At 52.6% G+C, this 16,686-nt stretch carries 14 protein-coding genes; 5 read left to right on the top strand and 9 right to left on the bottom strand.

The window, feature by feature from the left end; genetic code table 11:
• The first annotated feature begins 71 nt into the window (after positions 1-71).
• Positions 72-2,666, top strand: coding sequence for an MMPL family transporter (locus WG31_RS09685; RefSeq protein ID WP_063354396.1), 2,595 nt, complete (start codon positions 72-74; stop codon positions 2,664-2,666).
• A gap of 105 nt (positions 2,667-2,771) precedes the next feature.
• Here WG31_RS09685 and WG31_RS09680 read toward each other — a convergent pair whose 3' ends face one another.
• The 6 genes from WG31_RS09680 to WG31_RS09655 form a co-directional block, all read right to left on the bottom strand.
• Entirely contained in the window at positions 2,772-4,031 is a 1,260-nt protein-coding gene (locus WG31_RS09680; RefSeq protein ID WP_063354395.1) for an NAD(P)/FAD-dependent oxidoreductase, read from the bottom strand.
• Positions 4,032-4,132: 101 nt separating this feature from the next.
• Positions 4,133-4,369: a DUF3297 family protein gene (locus tag WG31_RS09675; protein ID WP_003624557.1), complete on the bottom strand. Its 237-nt coding sequence runs from the start codon at positions 4,367-4,369 to the stop codon at positions 4,133-4,135.
• Positions 4,370-4,470: 101 nt separating this feature from the next.
• Entirely contained in the window at positions 4,471-5,235 is a 765-nt protein-coding gene (locus WG31_RS09670; RefSeq protein WP_063354394.1) for a hypothetical protein, read from the bottom strand.
• A gap of 41 nt (positions 5,236-5,276) precedes the next feature.
• Complete coding sequence (locus WG31_RS09665) at positions 5,277-6,239, bottom strand: efflux RND transporter periplasmic adaptor subunit (protein ID WP_006116409.1); 963 nt, start codon at positions 6,237-6,239, stop codon at positions 5,277-5,279.
• Positions 6,240-6,254: 15 nt separating this feature from the next.
• Complete coding sequence (locus WG31_RS09660; RefSeq protein ID WP_003624554.1) at positions 6,255-6,455, bottom strand: DUF1656 domain-containing protein; 201 nt, start codon at positions 6,453-6,455, stop codon at positions 6,255-6,257.
• Position 6,456: 1 nt separating this feature from the next.
• Complete coding sequence (locus tag WG31_RS09655) at positions 6,457-8,541, bottom strand: FUSC family protein (protein WP_063354393.1); 2,085 nt, start codon at positions 8,539-8,541, stop codon at positions 6,457-6,459.
• A gap of 308 nt (positions 8,542-8,849) precedes the next feature.
• On the opposite strand from WG31_RS09655, the gene WG31_RS09650 reads away from it, so the two are divergent.
• The gene (locus tag WG31_RS09650; protein ID WP_063354392.1) at positions 8,850-9,998 is read left to right on the top strand and encodes a metallophosphoesterase family protein; all 1,149 of its coding nucleotides are present in this window, start codon (positions 8,850-8,852) and stop codon (positions 9,996-9,998) included.
• On the top strand, positions 9,995-12,700 hold the full coding sequence (locus WG31_RS09645) for an AAA family ATPase (protein ID WP_063354391.1): 2,706 nt from the start codon (positions 9,995-9,997) through the stop codon (positions 12,698-12,700). The genes WG31_RS09650 and WG31_RS09645 overlap by 4 nt, the downstream gene beginning before the upstream one ends.
• On the opposite strand, the gene WG31_RS09640 is transcribed toward WG31_RS09645, so the two are convergent.
• A complete protein-coding gene (locus tag WG31_RS09640; RefSeq protein ID WP_063354390.1) occupies positions 12,684-14,150 on the bottom strand; it encodes a carbohydrate porin in 1,467 nt (488 codons plus the stop codon). The two genes, WG31_RS09645 and WG31_RS09640, sit on opposite strands and share 17 nt — an antisense overlap.
• Before the next feature lie 134 nt (positions 14,151-14,284).
• Here WG31_RS09640 and moaB point away from each other — a divergent pair, with 134 nt between their 5' ends.
• Together moaB and WG31_RS09630 are read left to right on the top strand one after the other, a co-directional pair.
• On the top strand, positions 14,285-14,923 hold the full coding sequence (gene moaB, locus WG31_RS09635) for a molybdenum cofactor biosynthesis protein B (RefSeq protein ID WP_193562055.1): 639 nt from the start codon (positions 14,285-14,287) through the stop codon (positions 14,921-14,923).
• Entirely contained in the window at positions 14,916-15,494 is a 579-nt protein-coding gene (locus WG31_RS09630; RefSeq protein WP_006116415.1) for a DJ-1/PfpI family protein, read from the top strand. The genes moaB and WG31_RS09630 overlap by 8 nt, the downstream gene beginning before the upstream one ends.
• A 52-nt stretch (positions 15,495-15,546) precedes the next feature.
• Here the strand turns inward: WG31_RS09630 and folE are convergent, their stop codons facing one another.
• Positions 15,547-16,158, bottom strand: a complete 612-nt coding sequence (folE, locus tag WG31_RS09625) for a GTP cyclohydrolase I FolE (protein ID WP_006116416.1) — start codon at positions 16,156-16,158, stop codon at positions 15,547-15,549.
• Between the two features lie 39 nt (positions 16,159-16,197).
• Positions 16,198-16,668, bottom strand: a complete 471-nt coding sequence (gene apaG, locus WG31_RS09620) for a Co2+/Mg2+ efflux protein ApaG (protein ID WP_006116417.1) — start codon at positions 16,666-16,668, stop codon at positions 16,198-16,200.
• Positions 16,669-16,686: the final 18 nt, after the last annotated feature.

Here is a 16,686-nt window from a genome sequence, read left to right as displayed (position 1 = left end):
TGGGGGGTTGGGCAAACCATGACAGCCCCTTCTGCTGGGGCTGTGATTATTTTGGGATCCTGTCGTTCATCATGCTGTTTGCACCCATAGGTCGTTTCATTGCGTTTTGCGCCCGCCATGCCTGGGCTGTTGTGGCGTTGTTTCTCGTGCTTTCGGGGGCAGGCGTTTACGCTGGCATGACCCGTCTGGGAGTAACGACAGATACCAGCAAAATGCTTTCTCCTCGTTTAGAGTGGAAGCAGCGTTCCGATGAAATGGGGCGCTTATTCCCCCAGAAGGAAAACCTTCTGGTAGCTGTCATTCAGGCTAAAATGCCTGAAGAAGGACAGGAAACCGCGCGGGAGCTGGCCGCCAAGATAAGTGCCGATCATAAACACTTTTCCTTTGCGCATAGGCCAGATGCCAACCCGTATCTGCTACGCAACGGCTTGATGTTTCTGGAGCCGCAGCCGCTTTCTCAGGTGCTGAATGATACAATTGCGGCGCAGCCATTTCTGGCGGCGTTATCGCAAGATCCTTCAGCACGAGGGCTGTTTGGTGCTCTTTCCCTTATGGCAGAGGGCGTAAAGCAGGATCAGGCCAATCTGTCTGGCTTTCAGGCGCCTTTGTCCGGTTTTGCCAATACGCTGGAACAAGCCGTGGCAGGGCATGCCGAGGCTATGTCATGGCAGCAGCTTTTGGGCGGCAAACTTTCTGATCTGGCTGGAAATTATCAGTTCGTTATCACCAAACCGATATTGGATTATGGGTCTTTTCAGCCGGGTGGTGCCTCCGCAGATGCCATGCGGCAGGCTATCAGTTCTCTGGAATTTGTTAAAAATGGGCACGCCAAGGTTTATCTAACCGGGCAGGTGCAGCTAGATGATGAAGAGTTTGCAACCGTGGCAGAAGGCATGGTGGCAGGGCTTCTGGGGTCTCTAGCGCTTGTTACCTTGTGGCTTACGCTTGCTGTTAGAACATGGCGTGTGGTGCTGCCTATTGTGGTCACACTTGTTGTGGGCTTGTTGCTTACCACCGGATTTGCCGCTGTAGCTGTTGGTACGCTTAACCTGATTTCCGTGGCATTTGCTATTCTGTTTGTTGGCATTGCGGTGGACTTTGCCATTCAGTTTTCTGTGCGCTTTCGGGCTCAAACACCCACACACACGGGCGAAGAAGGCATGTTTGAAGCGCTGCGCCTTACGGGTGAAGAAACCGGGCATCAGATTCTTGTAGCTGCCTTGGCAACATCCGCAGGGTTTCTGGCCTTTACGCCCACAGCTTTTCTGGGTGTTGCGCAGCTTGGTCTTATTGCTGGTATTGGCATGTTGGTTGCGTTTATCTGCACCACCACGCTTTTGCCTTCACTGCTAAAAATCTGCCATCCGCCGCTCAACTGTCCAAGCATGGGCTATGCGTTCATGAAGCCGGTGGACATTAAAATCCGCCATATGCGCAAGCTGCTTTTGGGCTTTTTTGCACTGGTGGCTTTGGTGGGCTTGGCGCTAGTACCCAGCCTACAGTTTGATGGTGACCCGCTGCATACCAAAAATCCGAACTCGGAAGGGATGCGCGCCCTTAAACTGCTGATCAACAACCCGCAGACATCTCCTTATAGTGCAGAATTGCTGGTGCATTCCCTTGCTGATGCAGAAAAAGAAACAACACGCTTGTCTAATATGCCAGATGTGAATGATGTGATGTGGTTGGGCTCCTTTGTGCCAACCCAACAGCAGCAGAAACTGGCTCTTATTCAGGATGCGGCTTCTATTCTGTTACCAACTCTTATTGTGCCACAGCCTAAAGCTGCTCCCACAGCGGATGATCTGCGTAAATCAGCACATGATACGTCTGTTGCTTTGGCTGCTGTGCTGGATAAACTGCCTGCTCAAGATCCGTTACGCCGTATTCAGGCTGCTCTGGCCAAGCTGGCAGAAGCTCCAGATGCCACAGTGCAGGCTGCTAACACCGCATTGGTGCGCTTTTTGCCGACAGAGCTGGATCAGTTGCGCACCATGCTTCAGGCAACGCCTGTAAGCATCAAGGATGTGCCTGCTGAAATTGCAGATGATTACTTGCTGCCAGATGGCCGTGCCTTGGTGGAAGTGCATCCTAAGGGAGTGATGTCCAATTCTGGCGCGCTGCGTAAATTTGTGGGTTCTCTCCAGAAAGTAGAGCCACAAATGGCTGGCACAGCGGTTGATATTGTGGAAAGCGCACGTTCTATTGTGAAGGCGTTTGAACAGGCCGCAGGCGCAGCTATTGTTATGATTGCCGTTATTCTGATGCTGGCCCTGCGCCGCGTTAAGGATATGGCGCTGGTGCTGGCACCGTTGCTGCTTTCTGCTTTGATGACAGTTATTTTGATTGTGCTGCTGCCTGAAACCCTAAACTTTGCAAACATTATTGCATTGCCCCTGCTGCTAGGGGTTGGGGTTTCCTTCAATATCTATTTTGTCATGAACTGGCGGGATGGTGTGAAATATCCGCTGGCTTCGCCCACTGCACGTGCCGTGCTGTTTTCTGCCCTGACAACGGGTACAGCTTTTGGTTCTCTGGCGCTTTCTCACCATCCGGGCACAGCAAGTATGGGGCGCTTGCTGTTGCTTTCTTTAGGGTGCACATTGTTGGCAACACTTGTGTTTGTGCCAGCCCTACTACCCAAGCGGCCGATAGATGAGGCCTGATAAAAAGCAGGTATAAGAGTGAGGTAATAAAAAAGCCTCCCGAAAATATCGGGAGGCTTTTTTTTATGTCTGCTTTCTGAAAAGGGGGATCAGAAAGACCGGAACTTATTTCTTCACCCATTCCGGATGGTGCGGCATTTCAATATCCCGCCCTTTCAACATCATATCCCAGTAAACACGTGGGAATACGGTTGTCTTAAGGAACCATGCAAAGCGGCTAGGCTTGCGCTGATCGTAAGGGAAGCTGGGGGCAGGTTTGCCGCCATACAGGAATTCCGCCAGAATAATCTTGCCGTAAGCAACTGTTAGCGGGCAGGCGCCGTATCCATCGTAGCTGCCTGTTAGCGGTTTGCCATCCAGAGATGCCAGAACGTTTGCTGTTACCACTGGGGTTTGCGCACGCGCAGCGGCCATGGTTTTGGCGTTGGATGTGCCGATAACATCGCCTATACCAAAGATGGAAGGATACTTGGCATGCTGGAGCGTGCTGGGGTCTACATCCAACCAGCCACCTTCATTCGCCAACGGACTTTTTTTGATGAAGTCTGGAGCGCTCTGTGGTGGGGTGACATGCAGCATGTCAAACTCTTTCACCACATTTGTAACTTTTCCATCTGGCCCGGTAACAGCAAAGGTTGCCTTGTGTTCCGGCCCGTTTACGGCAACCAGTGTATGCTTGTACAGCACGTTAATGCCATAATAATCTACGGCTTCCTGCAAACCGGGGCGATAGTAAGCCACGCCAAACAGCGCATCACCTGTCATGCAGAAATCTACATTGGTGCGGTTAAGTGTGCCTTGCTTGCGCCAGTAATCAGATGCCAGATAGGCAATTTTCTGTGGCGCGCCAGCGCATTTGATAGGCATGGGCGGCTGGGTGAACAGTGCCGTGCCACCGGAAAGGGATTGGATGCATGTCCATGTATATTCCACAGTATCTTTGGAATAGTTACTGCACACGCCATTGCGGCCCAGCGTATCTGTTAGCCCTTCAATCTTATCCCAATCCAACTGGAGGCCGGGGCAAACAATCAGGCGGTTGTAAGCAACGGTGCGGCCATCTTCCAGCGTAAGCATGTTATTATCTGGCTGGAAGGATGCCGCCGCAGCACGCAACCAGGTGCAGCCTTTGGGGATAACGCCACCTTCCTGATCCAGCGTGCTCCGCAGCTTCATGACGCCTGCGCCAACCAGTGTCCAGCCGGGCTGATAGGCGTGGGTGGTTGCGGGGTCTATAATGGCAATATCCAGTGTGGCCCGTTCACGCAGTAGGCGGGCTGCTACGGCAATGCCAGCAGATCCACCACCCACGACAACAACAGTGTAGCGTAGATCTGGTGTTGTGGAGTTTTCTGTTTGAGTCATGGAAGTCTCCCTGAATCTCACGTTGACGTGGGTGTACTATCCCAAACATCTACAATTTAATAAAGTATTTAATTGTATTTGGGATATGTGTGGAGGGCAGGTCAGTCCTTGACCCACACTTCAACCGGGCCGCTTAGCTTCATGGTAAGGGGGTTGCCACGCCGATCTACCGTTTTGCCCACGGCCACACGTACCCAACCTTCGCTGATGCAATATTCTTCAACGTTTGTTTTTTCTACGCCTTTAAAGCGCACGCCAATGCCCCGGGCCAGCAGGTCTTCATTATAAAAAGGGCTTTCCGGGTTTACGGAAAGGCGGTCGGGCAGGGTATCAGACATTTAGAGAGTCCTTGATATATCGGTTAAAAGTGCACCGACGTTTTAAGGGCTTTCATATGGAAAGACCATGCTCGATCCGCATTTACAGCGCAGAATACGGGCTAGTGGTTGCCTTGGGTTGAGGTTACAACAATTTTCCCTTTGCCATCACGCTCTGTGGCTAAGGTGCCGGTGGCTTTATCCACTAAAATATTGCCTGCATTTTCAACATGCAGGGCCGCCACGGATGTTTCACCGTGAAATACAGCGTCTGCCGTGCTGTTAGAGGTGATTTCCAACGCCTCCAGTATGCCTTGCTGGGCCGTAAAGGCAGCAGAGCCGCCAATATAAACCGCCAGAGCAGGAGCTTGCACCTTCCCGATCATGAACGGGGCAGAAAGTGTGGAACGCAAACGTGCAGAGTCAGCCAATACAGGAATGGTGATAGCGCCAGTGGAATCAGAAGTAACATTCAGTTCCGCAGTGCGCCCTAGTGTTACGGCTCCGCTGCCAGCCTGCAGAAAAACAGGGCCTTTACGGTCATCCACCTGAATGGCTGTTCTGCCTGTGCTGGTAATAACCAACGGCATATTGGGGGGGGTGGTGAGCGTAAGATTGGTATCTGCCTGACAGTTTTGCCCTGCAAGAGACAGGCTGCCATCAGAGTTGGTGGCAAGCTGTAGGCCTGCTGGCCATTGGCCATTTGCTGGTTCAGGCTGCGTTACGCCTTTTTGGGCGCGGATATGCAGGCTGTTCAGACAGGGCGCTGCAATATTGAGTGCCGGGGTTCTGGTTTTTTCTGCCCCACAGGCAGTAGAGGGCAGAAAAACCGTCAAGCAAAGAGCCATTGCAGCGCAAAGTTCTGAACGAAAAAAAGAATACAGCATGTCTTCTTTTTGCCAGTGCCAGAGAGGTGCGTCTATCTGTTTTAATGGCGCAGCCCACTGCCGCCAGTGCCGCCCATTAAGGCATCGTGCATACGATCCAGTGCTTCGGTGAGTGTATCATGCGCGCGTTTGCCTTTGCTGCCCACAACAGTCACCGTGCTGGTCATGCCAGCAGCCAACTGGGTGCCGGGGGGAATACTGTCTATCTGCACACGCACAGGAATACGCTGCGCCAGACGCACCCATGTATAAACCGGATCGACCGATGGCAGGCCCTGCGTTGCTGTGGCTGCGTTGGCGGTTGCAATGCCGCGCGTAAGGCTGACAACATGGCCCCACATAGGCTCCCGATACCCCATCAGATCCAAGCGTACCCGATCCCCAACGTGAATGGAGCGAATTTTTGTTTCCTCAAAATATCCATCCACCCAGTAGGATGAGGCATCAATAACCTCAATATTGGATTTGCCTGCTGTTGCGTAATCACCCACACGCATGATGAGGTTATTGACGTAACCTGTTACCGTGCTGCGCACATACGTACGATCAAGGTTGATTTTGGCTTGGGAAAGATTGGCCAATGCCTGCGCATAAGCAGCTTTGGCAATGTCTGCCGTGGCTTGATAAACCTGTTTTTCTTCGCGGGAGGCCGCAGCATCTGTCAGCCTATCACGCCGAAACTCCTGCGTATCTTTCAGCGCCATATCCGCCTTGCGCTGGTTGACAACAGCCGTTGCTGTGGCCAGCGCTACCTTGAAGTCAAACGGATCAATTTCGTACAGAATATCTCCGGCATGAACGAACTGGTTATCTCTTACGCGCACAGCAATAATCTGGCCTGAAACACGAGGGGCAATATCTGCAACCTGTACACGCACTTGTCCGTTTCGGGTCCAGGGGGCGGCTGTGTAATAATCCCACAGTACAAAGCAAACAACGGCCGCAATGGCAAGAATGGTCACCGTTGTGATAAACTGCAGGACGCGGCGGGCGCGCTCAAACACGGTCGGAAAGCCCTTTCACAACAAAATAGTGTAAAGGCCGATAAGGCATATAAGAATGCCAAATTCAGCCAGAGGCAGGTTCCATACCACGCGGCGGGCACGTACTTTGGATAGAACCGGGTTAAGAGCCAGCAGGGTGGCAATAGCCAATCCGGCATGGACAACAAAGGACGAAACAAGCAGCCCGCCTATATCCAGAACAGGGCGTAATTCCATGTTAGCGGGCCTTCCATTGCTGATCTGGCACAGGAACAAGATCATACAGATGCAAAGCGGAACGGTTGTGTTCCAGCAAATGTATGGCGCCAACCATGGCGGATACGGCAGCAAGGGCTGTAGCCATCTGGCCATGTGGCAGGTTGATGGAGTGATCAAGCAGAACGCGGGCTTTGCGCTTCATGCGGTAAAGTGCTGAATCCACGTTGTAGATAATGGTGGCGCGGTAGGCGGATTCCGCATCCAGCCGAATGGCGGGAATAGTGGCGGCGCGTTGCAAATGGCGGCGTGCGCGGGCCAGTTCCACGTTCAGTTCATCTAAACTGGCAAGGCGGGAGAAAACGCGCTGTTTTGCCTTGTTGTTAGGCAGGTAGCGGTTCCATTCCAGAATGCGGCAGAGCCGATCATAATGGCGGCTGATAAGGGCGGAACCGGCTTGTTCGCCATGCCCTTCAAACTGAAGCAGCAAATCGTGCCCGATGGTAATGCCAACTCGGAAGCGCCTACCTGTGGCAGAAGGGGGCAACAACAGCACCAGTGAGATAAAGATAATAATGGCTGCAAACAGGTACAACACGTTGCGGTCTATAAACGCAGAGGGTTCATAGTTCTGTTGGTTCGCCACTCCCAAAATCACAAAGAAAAAGACACCCGCGTTAAACCCGATAGTGGCTGTTTTGGGGTTCATCAGCAGTAAGCAACCGCCAAAGATAATGGGGAGAATAGCCATTGCCAGAAAAGGCATGTCTGCACCGTGGGGCAGCACTCCAAAGTTCAGCACTGCGGCCACGGCAATAGCCAAAGGCGTACCTATAAGGGCACCCATACCAAAACCGCGCGCATTGTAAGTGGTGGCGGCCAAGGTGAGGATAATGGCAACCTGAGACAGCGCGCTGTAAGTGGCGGGAATATCAGAGATAATGCACAGCCCGGCCGCAACGGAAAATCCAATCAGGGTGCGCAAGCCATTGAGTAGGGCCGCAATAACATCATGATGCTGATCAATCTTGAGTTCTGGCGCCTGTGTGCGAGCACGTTGCCCATGTTGGAGCGCATCTATGCCATCTGCTGCCCAACGCGCATCGGACAGAAGCGCCATGGAACGTTCAATCAGCCACGCTTCATCCAGCGTTGGGCCAAGAGATGCTTCCTCTGCGTGGGCTTCCTTGGCCAGATCTTCCAGATCATGCACAGCTTGAAGGGGAGATTCTACCGGAGTGCCATCTCCAAATGATGTGCGAATATGTTTGAGTATGGGGCCAGAGATGTTGCCCCGGCGCAGCACATTGGCAATGGCACGGCTACAGGTTAGCATTTCCAGCAAGGCCACCATGGCGGAGCGCGCACCTGCAAGGCGCAGCTTGGCATCAGCAAGCTCGGTTTTGGCAAAGGAAACCTGAGATGTCAGGGCAATAATTTCGCCAGCCAGCCCCGCGCATGTCATGTCATCTGGTACGCCGTGGCCTGCTATGGCATCACGCGCAATACGTTGCACCATTTCACCCGTGCGGCGCAGATTGGCTGCCAGTTTTTCAAACGCGGTGGGAGACCCAAATACATCGTTAATGGCAGCGGTGGCTGCAATGCCAACGACAATGGCCGACACACGGTTAACGGTGACATCAAAAATAGAAGCCGGGTTATCAATACAGCTAATGCCCACAATGGCTACGGTGTAGCCAGAAAGCATGGCTGCATAGGCACGGAAGTCTCGCTCCAATGTGCCCATAATGGTGCATAACGTTAGCCATAGCGCCACGCCGCCCAGAAAAACCCCACGTTCTTGATTAAAGCAGGCGGTTAAAAACAGCGCGACAAATGCCCCAATAATTGTGCCAGCCAGCCGGTAAAGGGCTTTGGAGAGCACCTGCCCACGTGTGGGCTGCGCCAAGATCATAACAGTAACAGCAGCAGAACCGGGGGAGGAAAGCTGGAGCCAGAAAGCTGTGGCAAGCGCCAGAACAGCAGACAGCCACGTGCGCAGACAAAACAGAAACCAGCCATGTGCGAAGATGCTGCGTGGCAGGGGAAGAAACAGTGTCTTCCAAGATCCCATACGGAATGCTGCCGGTGTTTCTGTTGTCATGTCTGCTCTGTCTTTAACCTCTTTGCTTCATATTAGGGGGCATGCCATTTCCGGCCAGACAAGGTGGGTGAGAGCGAATCTCGCAGTATCAGCATGCTTCTTAAAATAAAATATAATCTTTGGCGTGATGCCATGAGTGATGAGGGGGGTTGCGCTTAACGCGGGTCAGGCCAGATGGCGAGGGTGTGAATTATATCTAACCTAATGATAAGATGAAGTGAGGTTAAGGGATGGCTGCTCACGATCTGGGTATGTCATGGAAAAGTGAAATTTTTCTGCCAGTTGCGTGATGGAGTGCGCCAGAATTCATGAAATTTATCCACACATCAGATTGGCAGATCGGCAAGACATTTAGTTTTGCAGATGATGATACACTGGGTGCGTTACAGGCCGCGCGTGTAGATGTTGTGCGCACGATTGGCGCTTTGGCGCGGCAGGAAGGGGTGACCTGCGTATTGGTGGCGGGCGATATTTATGAGCACGAAACACCAGAAAGACGCACATTGCATCAACCCATGGAGCGGATGCGGCAGTTTCCCGATGTGCAGTGGCATCTTATTCCCGGTAACCATGATGCGGATACGGCAGAGGGTGTGTGGGCACGTTTAAGGCGTGAAGATGCGGTGCCAGACAATGTGCATCTGCATACATGCCCACAAGCGGTGGAAATAGATAAAACATATAATGCGTGGTTGCTGCCTGCTGTGCTCAAGCGGCGGCATACGCTTTCTGATCTCACCGATTATATGAATGATGCGGCCACCCCGCCAGAAGCCTTGCGCATTGGATTGGCGCATGGATCTGTTGTCGGGTTTAGTAATGGACAGGAAGCCGAGCATAACCCTATTGCGCTGGATCGGGCAAAGCAGGCTGGGCTTGCCTATCTGGGGTTGGGAGATTGGCACGGCTTTTGCCAGATTGATGCGCACACCTGTTATTCTGGCACCCCGGAAACAGACCGTTTTGTAACAGGTGGCGCAGGCGGCGGAGAAACGCTGGTTGTGTCAGTAGATGGTCCATGTGCTCAACCTGTTATTTCTCGGCATCGAACGGGTAAGTATCTCTGGCGCAAACTGGAAGATATTGTGCTGACCAATGGTGAAGATATTGAAGCATTGGAAGCCCGTGTAAGAAGTATAAATCCGGATAATCCTAGTGTTGTTATGGCATGGCTGGAAGTTTCTGGCCTGCTGGGTGTGGATGATTTGCGTAAATACGAAAGTGTTATTCTCTCGCGCTTACAAAGTGCGGTGGCGTGTTTACGTATAACCGGCGCTCCCCAACTGGTTGCAGGCGCACAGGATATGGAGCGGCTTGAAGCCTCAGCAACGGTAAAGGTGGCTGCCCAAGAACTGCTACAAATGGTTGAGCGGGGGGGGGAGGAAGGTGCCGTGGCAAGGGAGGCCCTGCAAAGGCTGTTCCTGTTCTGGCACGAAGTAGAAGGTGCCGCAGCATGATTCTAACAGATATCCAGCTTGAATGTGTGCGTCGGTTTACATCACCAGTGCGTCTGGAAGGGTTGGGCGATGGGCTGAATGTGCTGGTCGCCCCGAATGAGGCCGGTAAATCTACATTGTTGATGGCTCTACGGGCAGCACTAACCCTACGCCATGGTTCCAAAGCCCAATCTGTAAAAGACATGCAGCCCTATGGCGGCGGTGCGCCCCATATTGGCGTCGGGTTTGAATGGAGTGGTCAGTCCTGCTGGTTGGAAAAACGCTTCATGAAGGGCGCGTTTGCGCGTCTTAATCTGGGGCAGGAGCGTTTTGATGGGGATACAGCAGAAGAACGCCTGAATGCTCTGCTGGAGTTGGAGAAAAACGGCAAAAGCGAAGCAACAGGTTTGTGGAATGCTCTTTTAGTACGCCAAGGGGAAAGTTTTGCTGCACCCGTTCTGAACAATGCAGGCCGCTCCAGTATTCAGAACTGTTTGGAACAAGGTATTCAGGAAGTTACCGGTATTGCTACAGCGGGGGCTATGCTGGAGCGTGTAAAGGCCCGGTTGGGGCAGTTACAAACCGCCACTACAGGAAAACCCACAGGGCGTTATAAGCAGCTTCTGGAAGATCAGGCCAAAGCAGCAGAAACGTTGAAAAGCCTGCATGCCAAGCGTGCTGCGCTGGAAGAAGATCTGGTTTTACTAGAACAAACACGCCGTATGTTACGTGAGCAGGAAAACCCAGAACGGCAAAAACAGGAAGAACAAGAACTACATAAACTGCGGGCCGTACGAGACCGCCTGCGAAACTTGGACGCAGAGGAAAAAGCCGCGCAGGCCAGAAAAGCCGCAGCAGTGCAGCAGTTGCAGAATATTCGAGATGAAGAGGAACGGCGGCAAGAGCACCGGGCCGAATGCGCGCGGTTAGAGCAACTCATTTCGGACAGTAAACAAGATCTTGCAGAACTGGCAGAACACGAAAAAGTTGCCAATTTGCGGTATCAGGCTGCTCAGGCTGAATGCCTTAAGGCAGTACAGCGCCATCAGGTGCGGCGTGCTGTTTTGCATCATGGCATGCAGCAGCGCGAAGTGCTGCACATGGAAGCAGCACTTTTGCGCCAGCGTGAAAACCTAAAGCATGTGCAGGAAACTTTTGTCCAAATAGAACAGGCGCAGGCCGTTTTTGATGCGTTGCCTATGGACGAAGCCAAAATCCAGCGCGTGCGTAAAGCCGCCCAGAAAGTGGCAACGCTGGAACAACAGTTGCAAGCGCAAGCCACTGTGCTGGAAATGGATTTGCTGCCGCAAGCTTCCCAACATGTTCTGTTAAATGGTCAAGTCTGCGCATCTGGTAAAAGCCTGCTGCATGCTCCTGCTGAACTTCAGATTGAAGGTATTGGCCGGTTTATTATTACCCCTTCGGTTGGGGGAAATACGGTTGAATTGCAGCAGGCTCTTCAGACAGCCCAAGCAGCATTAGCAGATATTTTGCAACAGGCTGGTTGCCAAAATGCAGAAGAAGCCGAGCAACATTACGAAAAGCGCTGCTTGGCGGAACGTCAGTTTAAGGAAGCTAAGGCCGTTTTTGCTGCTACAGTGCCCAATAAAAAGAGCGCATCCCCTGATCAGGTTCTGTTGGAATTGCGGCAGGTTCTGGCTAGAGAAGAAGCAGCATGCACACAGAAAAAACAGGCCTTGGCGCAAAATCTGGCCAGCCAGATCGGAAGTGCTGAGGAATGTGATCTTAATTGTCAGCCAGATGAAGCCGTGCAGCAGGAGCAGGATGCAGCCGTAGCGGTAGATCAAGCGCGAGAAAAAGAGCGTGATGCGCAACAGGTGTTGATAACAGCCAAAACGGCGTTGGATAAAGCCAGTGCGGCACAACAGCAGCAGGTATCCGGGCTAGCCCGTGTGCAGCGTGAACTGGCGCTCTGGCAGGAGCGTGAGCCCGATGCAGCATTAGTCCAACGCAAGCAGGCCTGCCAGCAGGAGCAGCAAGCAGCACAAGCCGCCTTGGAGCATTGTGAGCAGGCACGCCAGAAAGAACAGCCTCTTAGCCTAGTGGAAAGTGGTATTCAACGGCGTGAACAGGCCCAGAAAACGGATGGCGAAACCATAGCCCGGCTGCGTGAAGATATACGTGAACGCGAAACCCGTGTGCGTGGCGCGGAAGGTGAAGGGCTGGATGAGCGCATAGCAGAGGCAGACCGGCACCAGCAGCGCTTGAATATGGAAGAGGCCGCCTGCACGCGAGATAGATCTGCCCTTGTTTTGCTGGATCAGGTTTTAAGCAAGGCGGAGCAGGAGCAAACAGCACGCTATATGGGGCCGCTGGTGAAAACCATGCAGCCTGCATTTTCAGCTCTGTTTCCTGGCGCTGCACTGGAAATGAATGCAGATTTTGGAGTAGCTGCCCTTTCGCGCACTCAGCGGGAAGATGTGGCAGATCTTTCTGATGGCACGCGCGAGCAGATAGCTGTTCTGGTGCGTTTGGGGTTTGCTGAAATGCTGCATGCACGCGGTGTTCCAGCTATTTTGGTGCTGGATGATGCGCTGAGTTTTGCAGATTCAATGCGGCTGGAACGTTTGTTTGATGTGCTGGCAGAAGCCGCAAAGCGCTTTCAGATTCTTATTCTCACATGCCATGCGGAACTGTTCGCGCCATTGCGGGGCAGGATGTTAAGCCTGCGCCCGCAAGAAAGTTTTACATCACCACGTTGAACTGAAGGGCCATAACGGCAGCATCATGGAACACGGTGGAACCACCGGGGCGGTTGATATACTGGAAGTCCGGCTGCAAAGACATGCCATTGGCAACGTGTGCGTTATAAAACACTTCGTAGATGTTTTCGTGGGTTTGAATACCCCACACCTTGCCCCACTGGTTATCGGGGAAGGGCACGCCAGCAGCTAATGCAGCTTCCTGTTGCAGAACAGAGGCGCGGCTCATAGTCATCCACTGGAACATGGCGCCAACGCTATCATTGGGGCGGCCCCATGCTGCGCCAGTTTCTGTCATACCGGCCCATACGTGGTGAGACATGGCTGTGGTTTTACCATCAGACCACATCCAACCGGCCAGTGCGATTAGGCCATTGGTTGGGCCATCACCATTCCGCATCAGCATCTGGTCAGCCATAAACCATGCACTTGCGCGGCCTGCCTCGTATTGCGGTTGTGCGCCGGTTTGCACCCATGCATTGCCGTTTACGTCATTCAGCAGATTTTTGTATTTGGAGTTATCGTAGCCAAACCCAGCCTTATAGTGGCCCACCAGATGGTTGCGCCCGAAAGAAGGCAGCCAGCCAATTTCAACTGGGGAGGAAAACTTGCCCAACCCATCCTGCGCCCAAGCCCAGCCAGAAATGCCGCCGTTATAAGCATGGGGGGAAACAGCAAACAGGCCTGCCATAATATAGGTTTGTTTTGTGGGCATAACGCGCGCAACAAAGCCGAGGTTACCAGACGGCCAGTCTCGTGCGCCTTCTGTGTATTTGGTGGGGGCTGGGTTCCCGCACATGGCAACGTTCATGTACATACAAAACAGCGGGGAGGCGGCAAAAAAGCTGCCAACCGGAATCCAGCCAGCGCTGATATCGATATGGTTGTGCAGAAAAGCATGTTCACCATACAGGTAAACAAGATGGGCCACCACGTTACCACGTGCACCATAAATCTGCTGCACGCCGCCGAGTGAATCCCCAATGTAATCTGTGCTCAGGTTACGGCCATGCCCGTTTACCACCATCATGTGGGTCCAGAACCCTTTCATGATGTCGGCATTGGTGAGTTTGCCCCAGTCTACATCAAGCTCCACACCCACCTGTCCGGCATTATCCACACCTTTTCTGCGGCCGCCCCTAAAGTTGCCTGCAAGTTCTTCATGCACATCTGCCAGAATATGAATGCCGTGGTTGAGCAGCCAAGGCTGCGCGCCCCACCAGTTTCCAAAAAAATGATCCTTGCCATAGGGTGCAGAAAAAAGCGGGCCGGGATCTTCTACCTGATCGGCTTCGTTATCTACCTGCAAGCTGGGCCAAAGGCCCACGGCGCTGTTTCCACCTGTCAGCAACTGTGCATGCGCAGGTAAAACAACAAAAAAAGACAGAATAAGCAGGCAGGTCAGCCATAAAGCGCGAAAAGGAAAATGGAGGTGAAGGCGTTTAATCATGTTCCCTTGATTTTTATTTCTTTCGGCCACCTCATATTTCAGCAGAAAAAAGTGTGGCCTTGGGTTTCGGGATACTGCGGTTCCCGTTTTCTAAAGCAATTTTTATGCGATTGTAGACGCTGTTGTGCAGTTTAATGGATTTTTTATATAAAAATAGGCCATTATTACGGCCATATGGTGCAGTTCTGCATCAGAATTATGGAGATAAGATTCTCTCAATGTCTAAAATCGATACCAACCTGCCGTTTCTTCCTGTTCGTATTGCAGTGCTTACCGTTTCGGATTCGCGCACGCTAGAAACAGATACCTCTGGGGCAGCGCTTGTTGCGCGGCTTGAAGGTGCGGGCCATGTGCTGGCTGATCGGGCCATTATCTCGGACGATGCAGACAAGATAGCCACACAACTGCGCAAATGGATTGCTGATCCGCAGGTGGATGTTGTTATTACAAATGGCGGCACAGGCGTAACTGGCCGTGATGTGACACCAGAGGCTTTTGAAAGCGTGTTGGAAAAACGCATTGAAGGCTTTGGCGAGCTGTTCCGTATGCTGTCTTATCGCAAGATCGGTACATCCACCATTCAGTCTCGTGCGTTGGCTGGTGTGGCTGGTGGCACGTATCTGTTTGCGCTGCCAGGTTCTACGGGGGCTGTGAAGGATGGGTGGGATGACATTCTGGTTTTCCAGCTTGATAGCCGCCACCGCCCTTGTAACTTTGTGGAGTTGATGCCGCGTTTGCGCGAAGGCTTGAAAGGGAACGGTCATCATGACTGATGATGTCAAACTGCTGATGCTGGCAGGTGATTACGTAGAAGACTATGAAATTATGGTGCCTTATCAGGCCCTGCTGATGGTGGGGTATAAGGTGGACGTGGTCTGCCCCGGCAAAAAAGCGGGCGATAAGGTGCTGACGGCCATTCATGATTTTGAAGGTGCGCAGACATATAGCGAAAAGCCCGGCCATGCTTTTGTGCTCAATGCAGACTTTGATGCCATTGATACGGATGAATATCTGGGGCTGATTATTCCTGGTGGGCGTGCGCCTGAATATCTGCGTCTGAATGCGCGGGTATTGGAAATTGTAAAAGCGTTTTCCGATAGGCCTATTGCCGCAATTTGCCATGGGGCACAGCTTTTAGCCGCTGCGGGTATTATCAAGGGGCGTGAAGTTTCAGCTTACCCAGCCTGCCGCCCAGATGTGGAACTGGCTGGCGGCACTTACGCTGATATTCCGGTAACGGAAGCCGTAACGGATGGGGAGCTTGTAACAGCGCCCGCATGGCCCGCGCACCCAGCGTGGCTGGCTCAGTTTCTTAAGGTACTGGGTGCAAACGTAAGTATTTAAGGCCCAAAGTCTTTTCTCTCCCATCTATTTTATAGTGGGAGAGAAGTCTTTTTTAGTATTCGCAGACGGCTGGGCGGTTCAGCATTGCCATGAGTTCACGCCGTGTGTCTGAATTTTCCCGAAAAACGCCCAGCATAGTACTGGTTACCATGGAAACACCGGGTTTATGCACACCGCGTGTTGTCATGCATTCGTGGGCAGATTCAATAATAACGGCAACCCCGTGCGGTTCCAATTCATCATTGATGGTATTGGCGATCTGTGCCGTGAGCCGTTCCTGAATTTGCAGACGCTTGGCATAGGCATCCACCACGCGTGCCAGTTTGGAAATACCTACAACGCGCTGGCGCGGCAGATAGGCAACATGTGCCCGCCCAATAATGGGGGCTAAATGATGCTCGCAGTGGCTTTCAAAGCGAATATCACGCAGCAGCACAATTTCATCATACCCTTCCACTTCGGAAAAGGTGCGGCGTAACAGGGCTGCGGGGTCAATTTCATACCCGCAGAAAAATTCGGTGTAAGCGCGGGCAACACGGGCGGGGGTATCGTGCAGGCCTTCACGATCCGGATTATCGCCAGCCCAGCGCAACAGGGTGCGTACAGCCTGTTCTGCTTCTGCTTGTGTTGGGCGCTTAGATGTATCAGACGGAGGCACGCTCATGCCACACTCCAGAAAAAATAGGGATATGAATGGGGCGGATTAGTGAATCTGGCGGAGCAGAAAAGGACTGTCCAAGCTAAAAGCAGGAATGCTGACATCAAACCGTCTGCCGCTGCTTTTATCCTGCATCAGGTAGTGTCCGCTCATAAATCCGCCCGGCGTGGTAAGGGATGCCCCGGAGGTATATTCATAAAGCGCACCGGGCTGAATAACCGGCAGTTCTCCCACTACGCCAGAACCGTGCACATATTCTGTGTGCCCGGCTGTATCCGTAATGTGCCATGTACGTTCCAGAAGTTGCACAGGCTGGGTACCATCATTGCCAATACGGATACGATAGGCCCAGCAGTAGGAATGCTCATCTGGTTCGGATTGATCTGGCAGCCAGAACACCTGTACCTGTACGCGCACATGCTCCGTAACGGCCTCATAGACGGGCAGTGAGGAGAATAGCTCGTTCATGGCTTCTTCTGGATCTTGCAAAAGGGGAGAAGTGGCCCAGTCGGGCATGGAATATCCTGTTTATGG

Origin of the sequence: Acetobacter oryzifermentans, from assembly GCF_001628715.1 — a bacterium.
Classification (GTDB): domain Bacteria; phylum Pseudomonadota; class Alphaproteobacteria; order Acetobacterales; family Acetobacteraceae; genus Acetobacter; species Acetobacter oryzifermentans.
The sequence above is the reverse complement of the archived record's forward strand: the minus strand, read 5'-3'. Positions and strand labels throughout refer to the sequence as shown.

Excerpts from the sequence above, each read along its gene's own strand:
- WG31_RS09685 (WP_063354396.1), top strand. The coding sequence starts at position 72 with ATGCTGTTTGCACCCATAGGTCGTTTCATTGCGTTTTGCGCCCGCCAT.
- WG31_RS09680 (WP_063354395.1), bottom strand. The coding sequence starts at position 4,031 with ATGACTCAAACAGAAAACTCCACAACACCAGATCTACGCTACACTGTT.
- WG31_RS09675 (WP_003624557.1), bottom strand. The coding sequence starts at position 4,369 with ATGTCTGATACCCTGCCCGACCGCCTTTCCGTAAACCCGGAAAGCCCT.
- WG31_RS09670 (WP_063354394.1), bottom strand. The coding sequence starts at position 5,235 with ATGCTGTATTCTTTTTTTCGTTCAGAACTTTGCGCTGCAATGGCTCTT.
- WG31_RS09660 (WP_003624554.1), bottom strand. The coding sequence starts at position 6,455 with ATGGAATTACGCCCTGTTCTGGATATAGGCGGGCTGCTTGTTTCGTCC.
- WG31_RS09655 (WP_063354393.1), bottom strand. The coding sequence starts at position 8,541 with ATGACAACAGAAACACCGGCAGCATTCCGTATGGGATCTTGGAAGACA.
- WG31_RS09650 (WP_063354392.1), top strand. The coding sequence starts at position 8,850 with ATGAAATTTATCCACACATCAGATTGGCAGATCGGCAAGACATTTAGT.
- WG31_RS09645 (WP_063354391.1), top strand. The coding sequence starts at position 9,995 with ATGATTCTAACAGATATCCAGCTTGAATGTGTGCGTCGGTTTACATCA.
- WG31_RS09640 (WP_063354390.1), bottom strand. The coding sequence starts at position 14,150 with ATGATTAAACGCCTTCACCTCCATTTTCCTTTTCGCGCTTTATGGCTG.
- moaB (WP_193562055.1), top strand. The coding sequence starts at position 14,285 with ATGGATTTTTTATATAAAAATAGGCCATTATTACGGCCATATGGTGCA.
- WG31_RS09630 (WP_006116415.1), top strand. The coding sequence starts at position 14,916 with ATGACTGATGATGTCAAACTGCTGATGCTGGCAGGTGATTACGTAGAA.
- folE (WP_006116416.1), bottom strand. The coding sequence starts at position 16,158 with ATGAGCGTGCCTCCGTCTGATACATCTAAGCGCCCAACACAAGCAGAA.
- apaG (WP_006116417.1), bottom strand. The coding sequence starts at position 16,668 with ATGCCCGACTGGGCCACTTCTCCCCTTTTGCAAGATCCAGAAGAAGCC.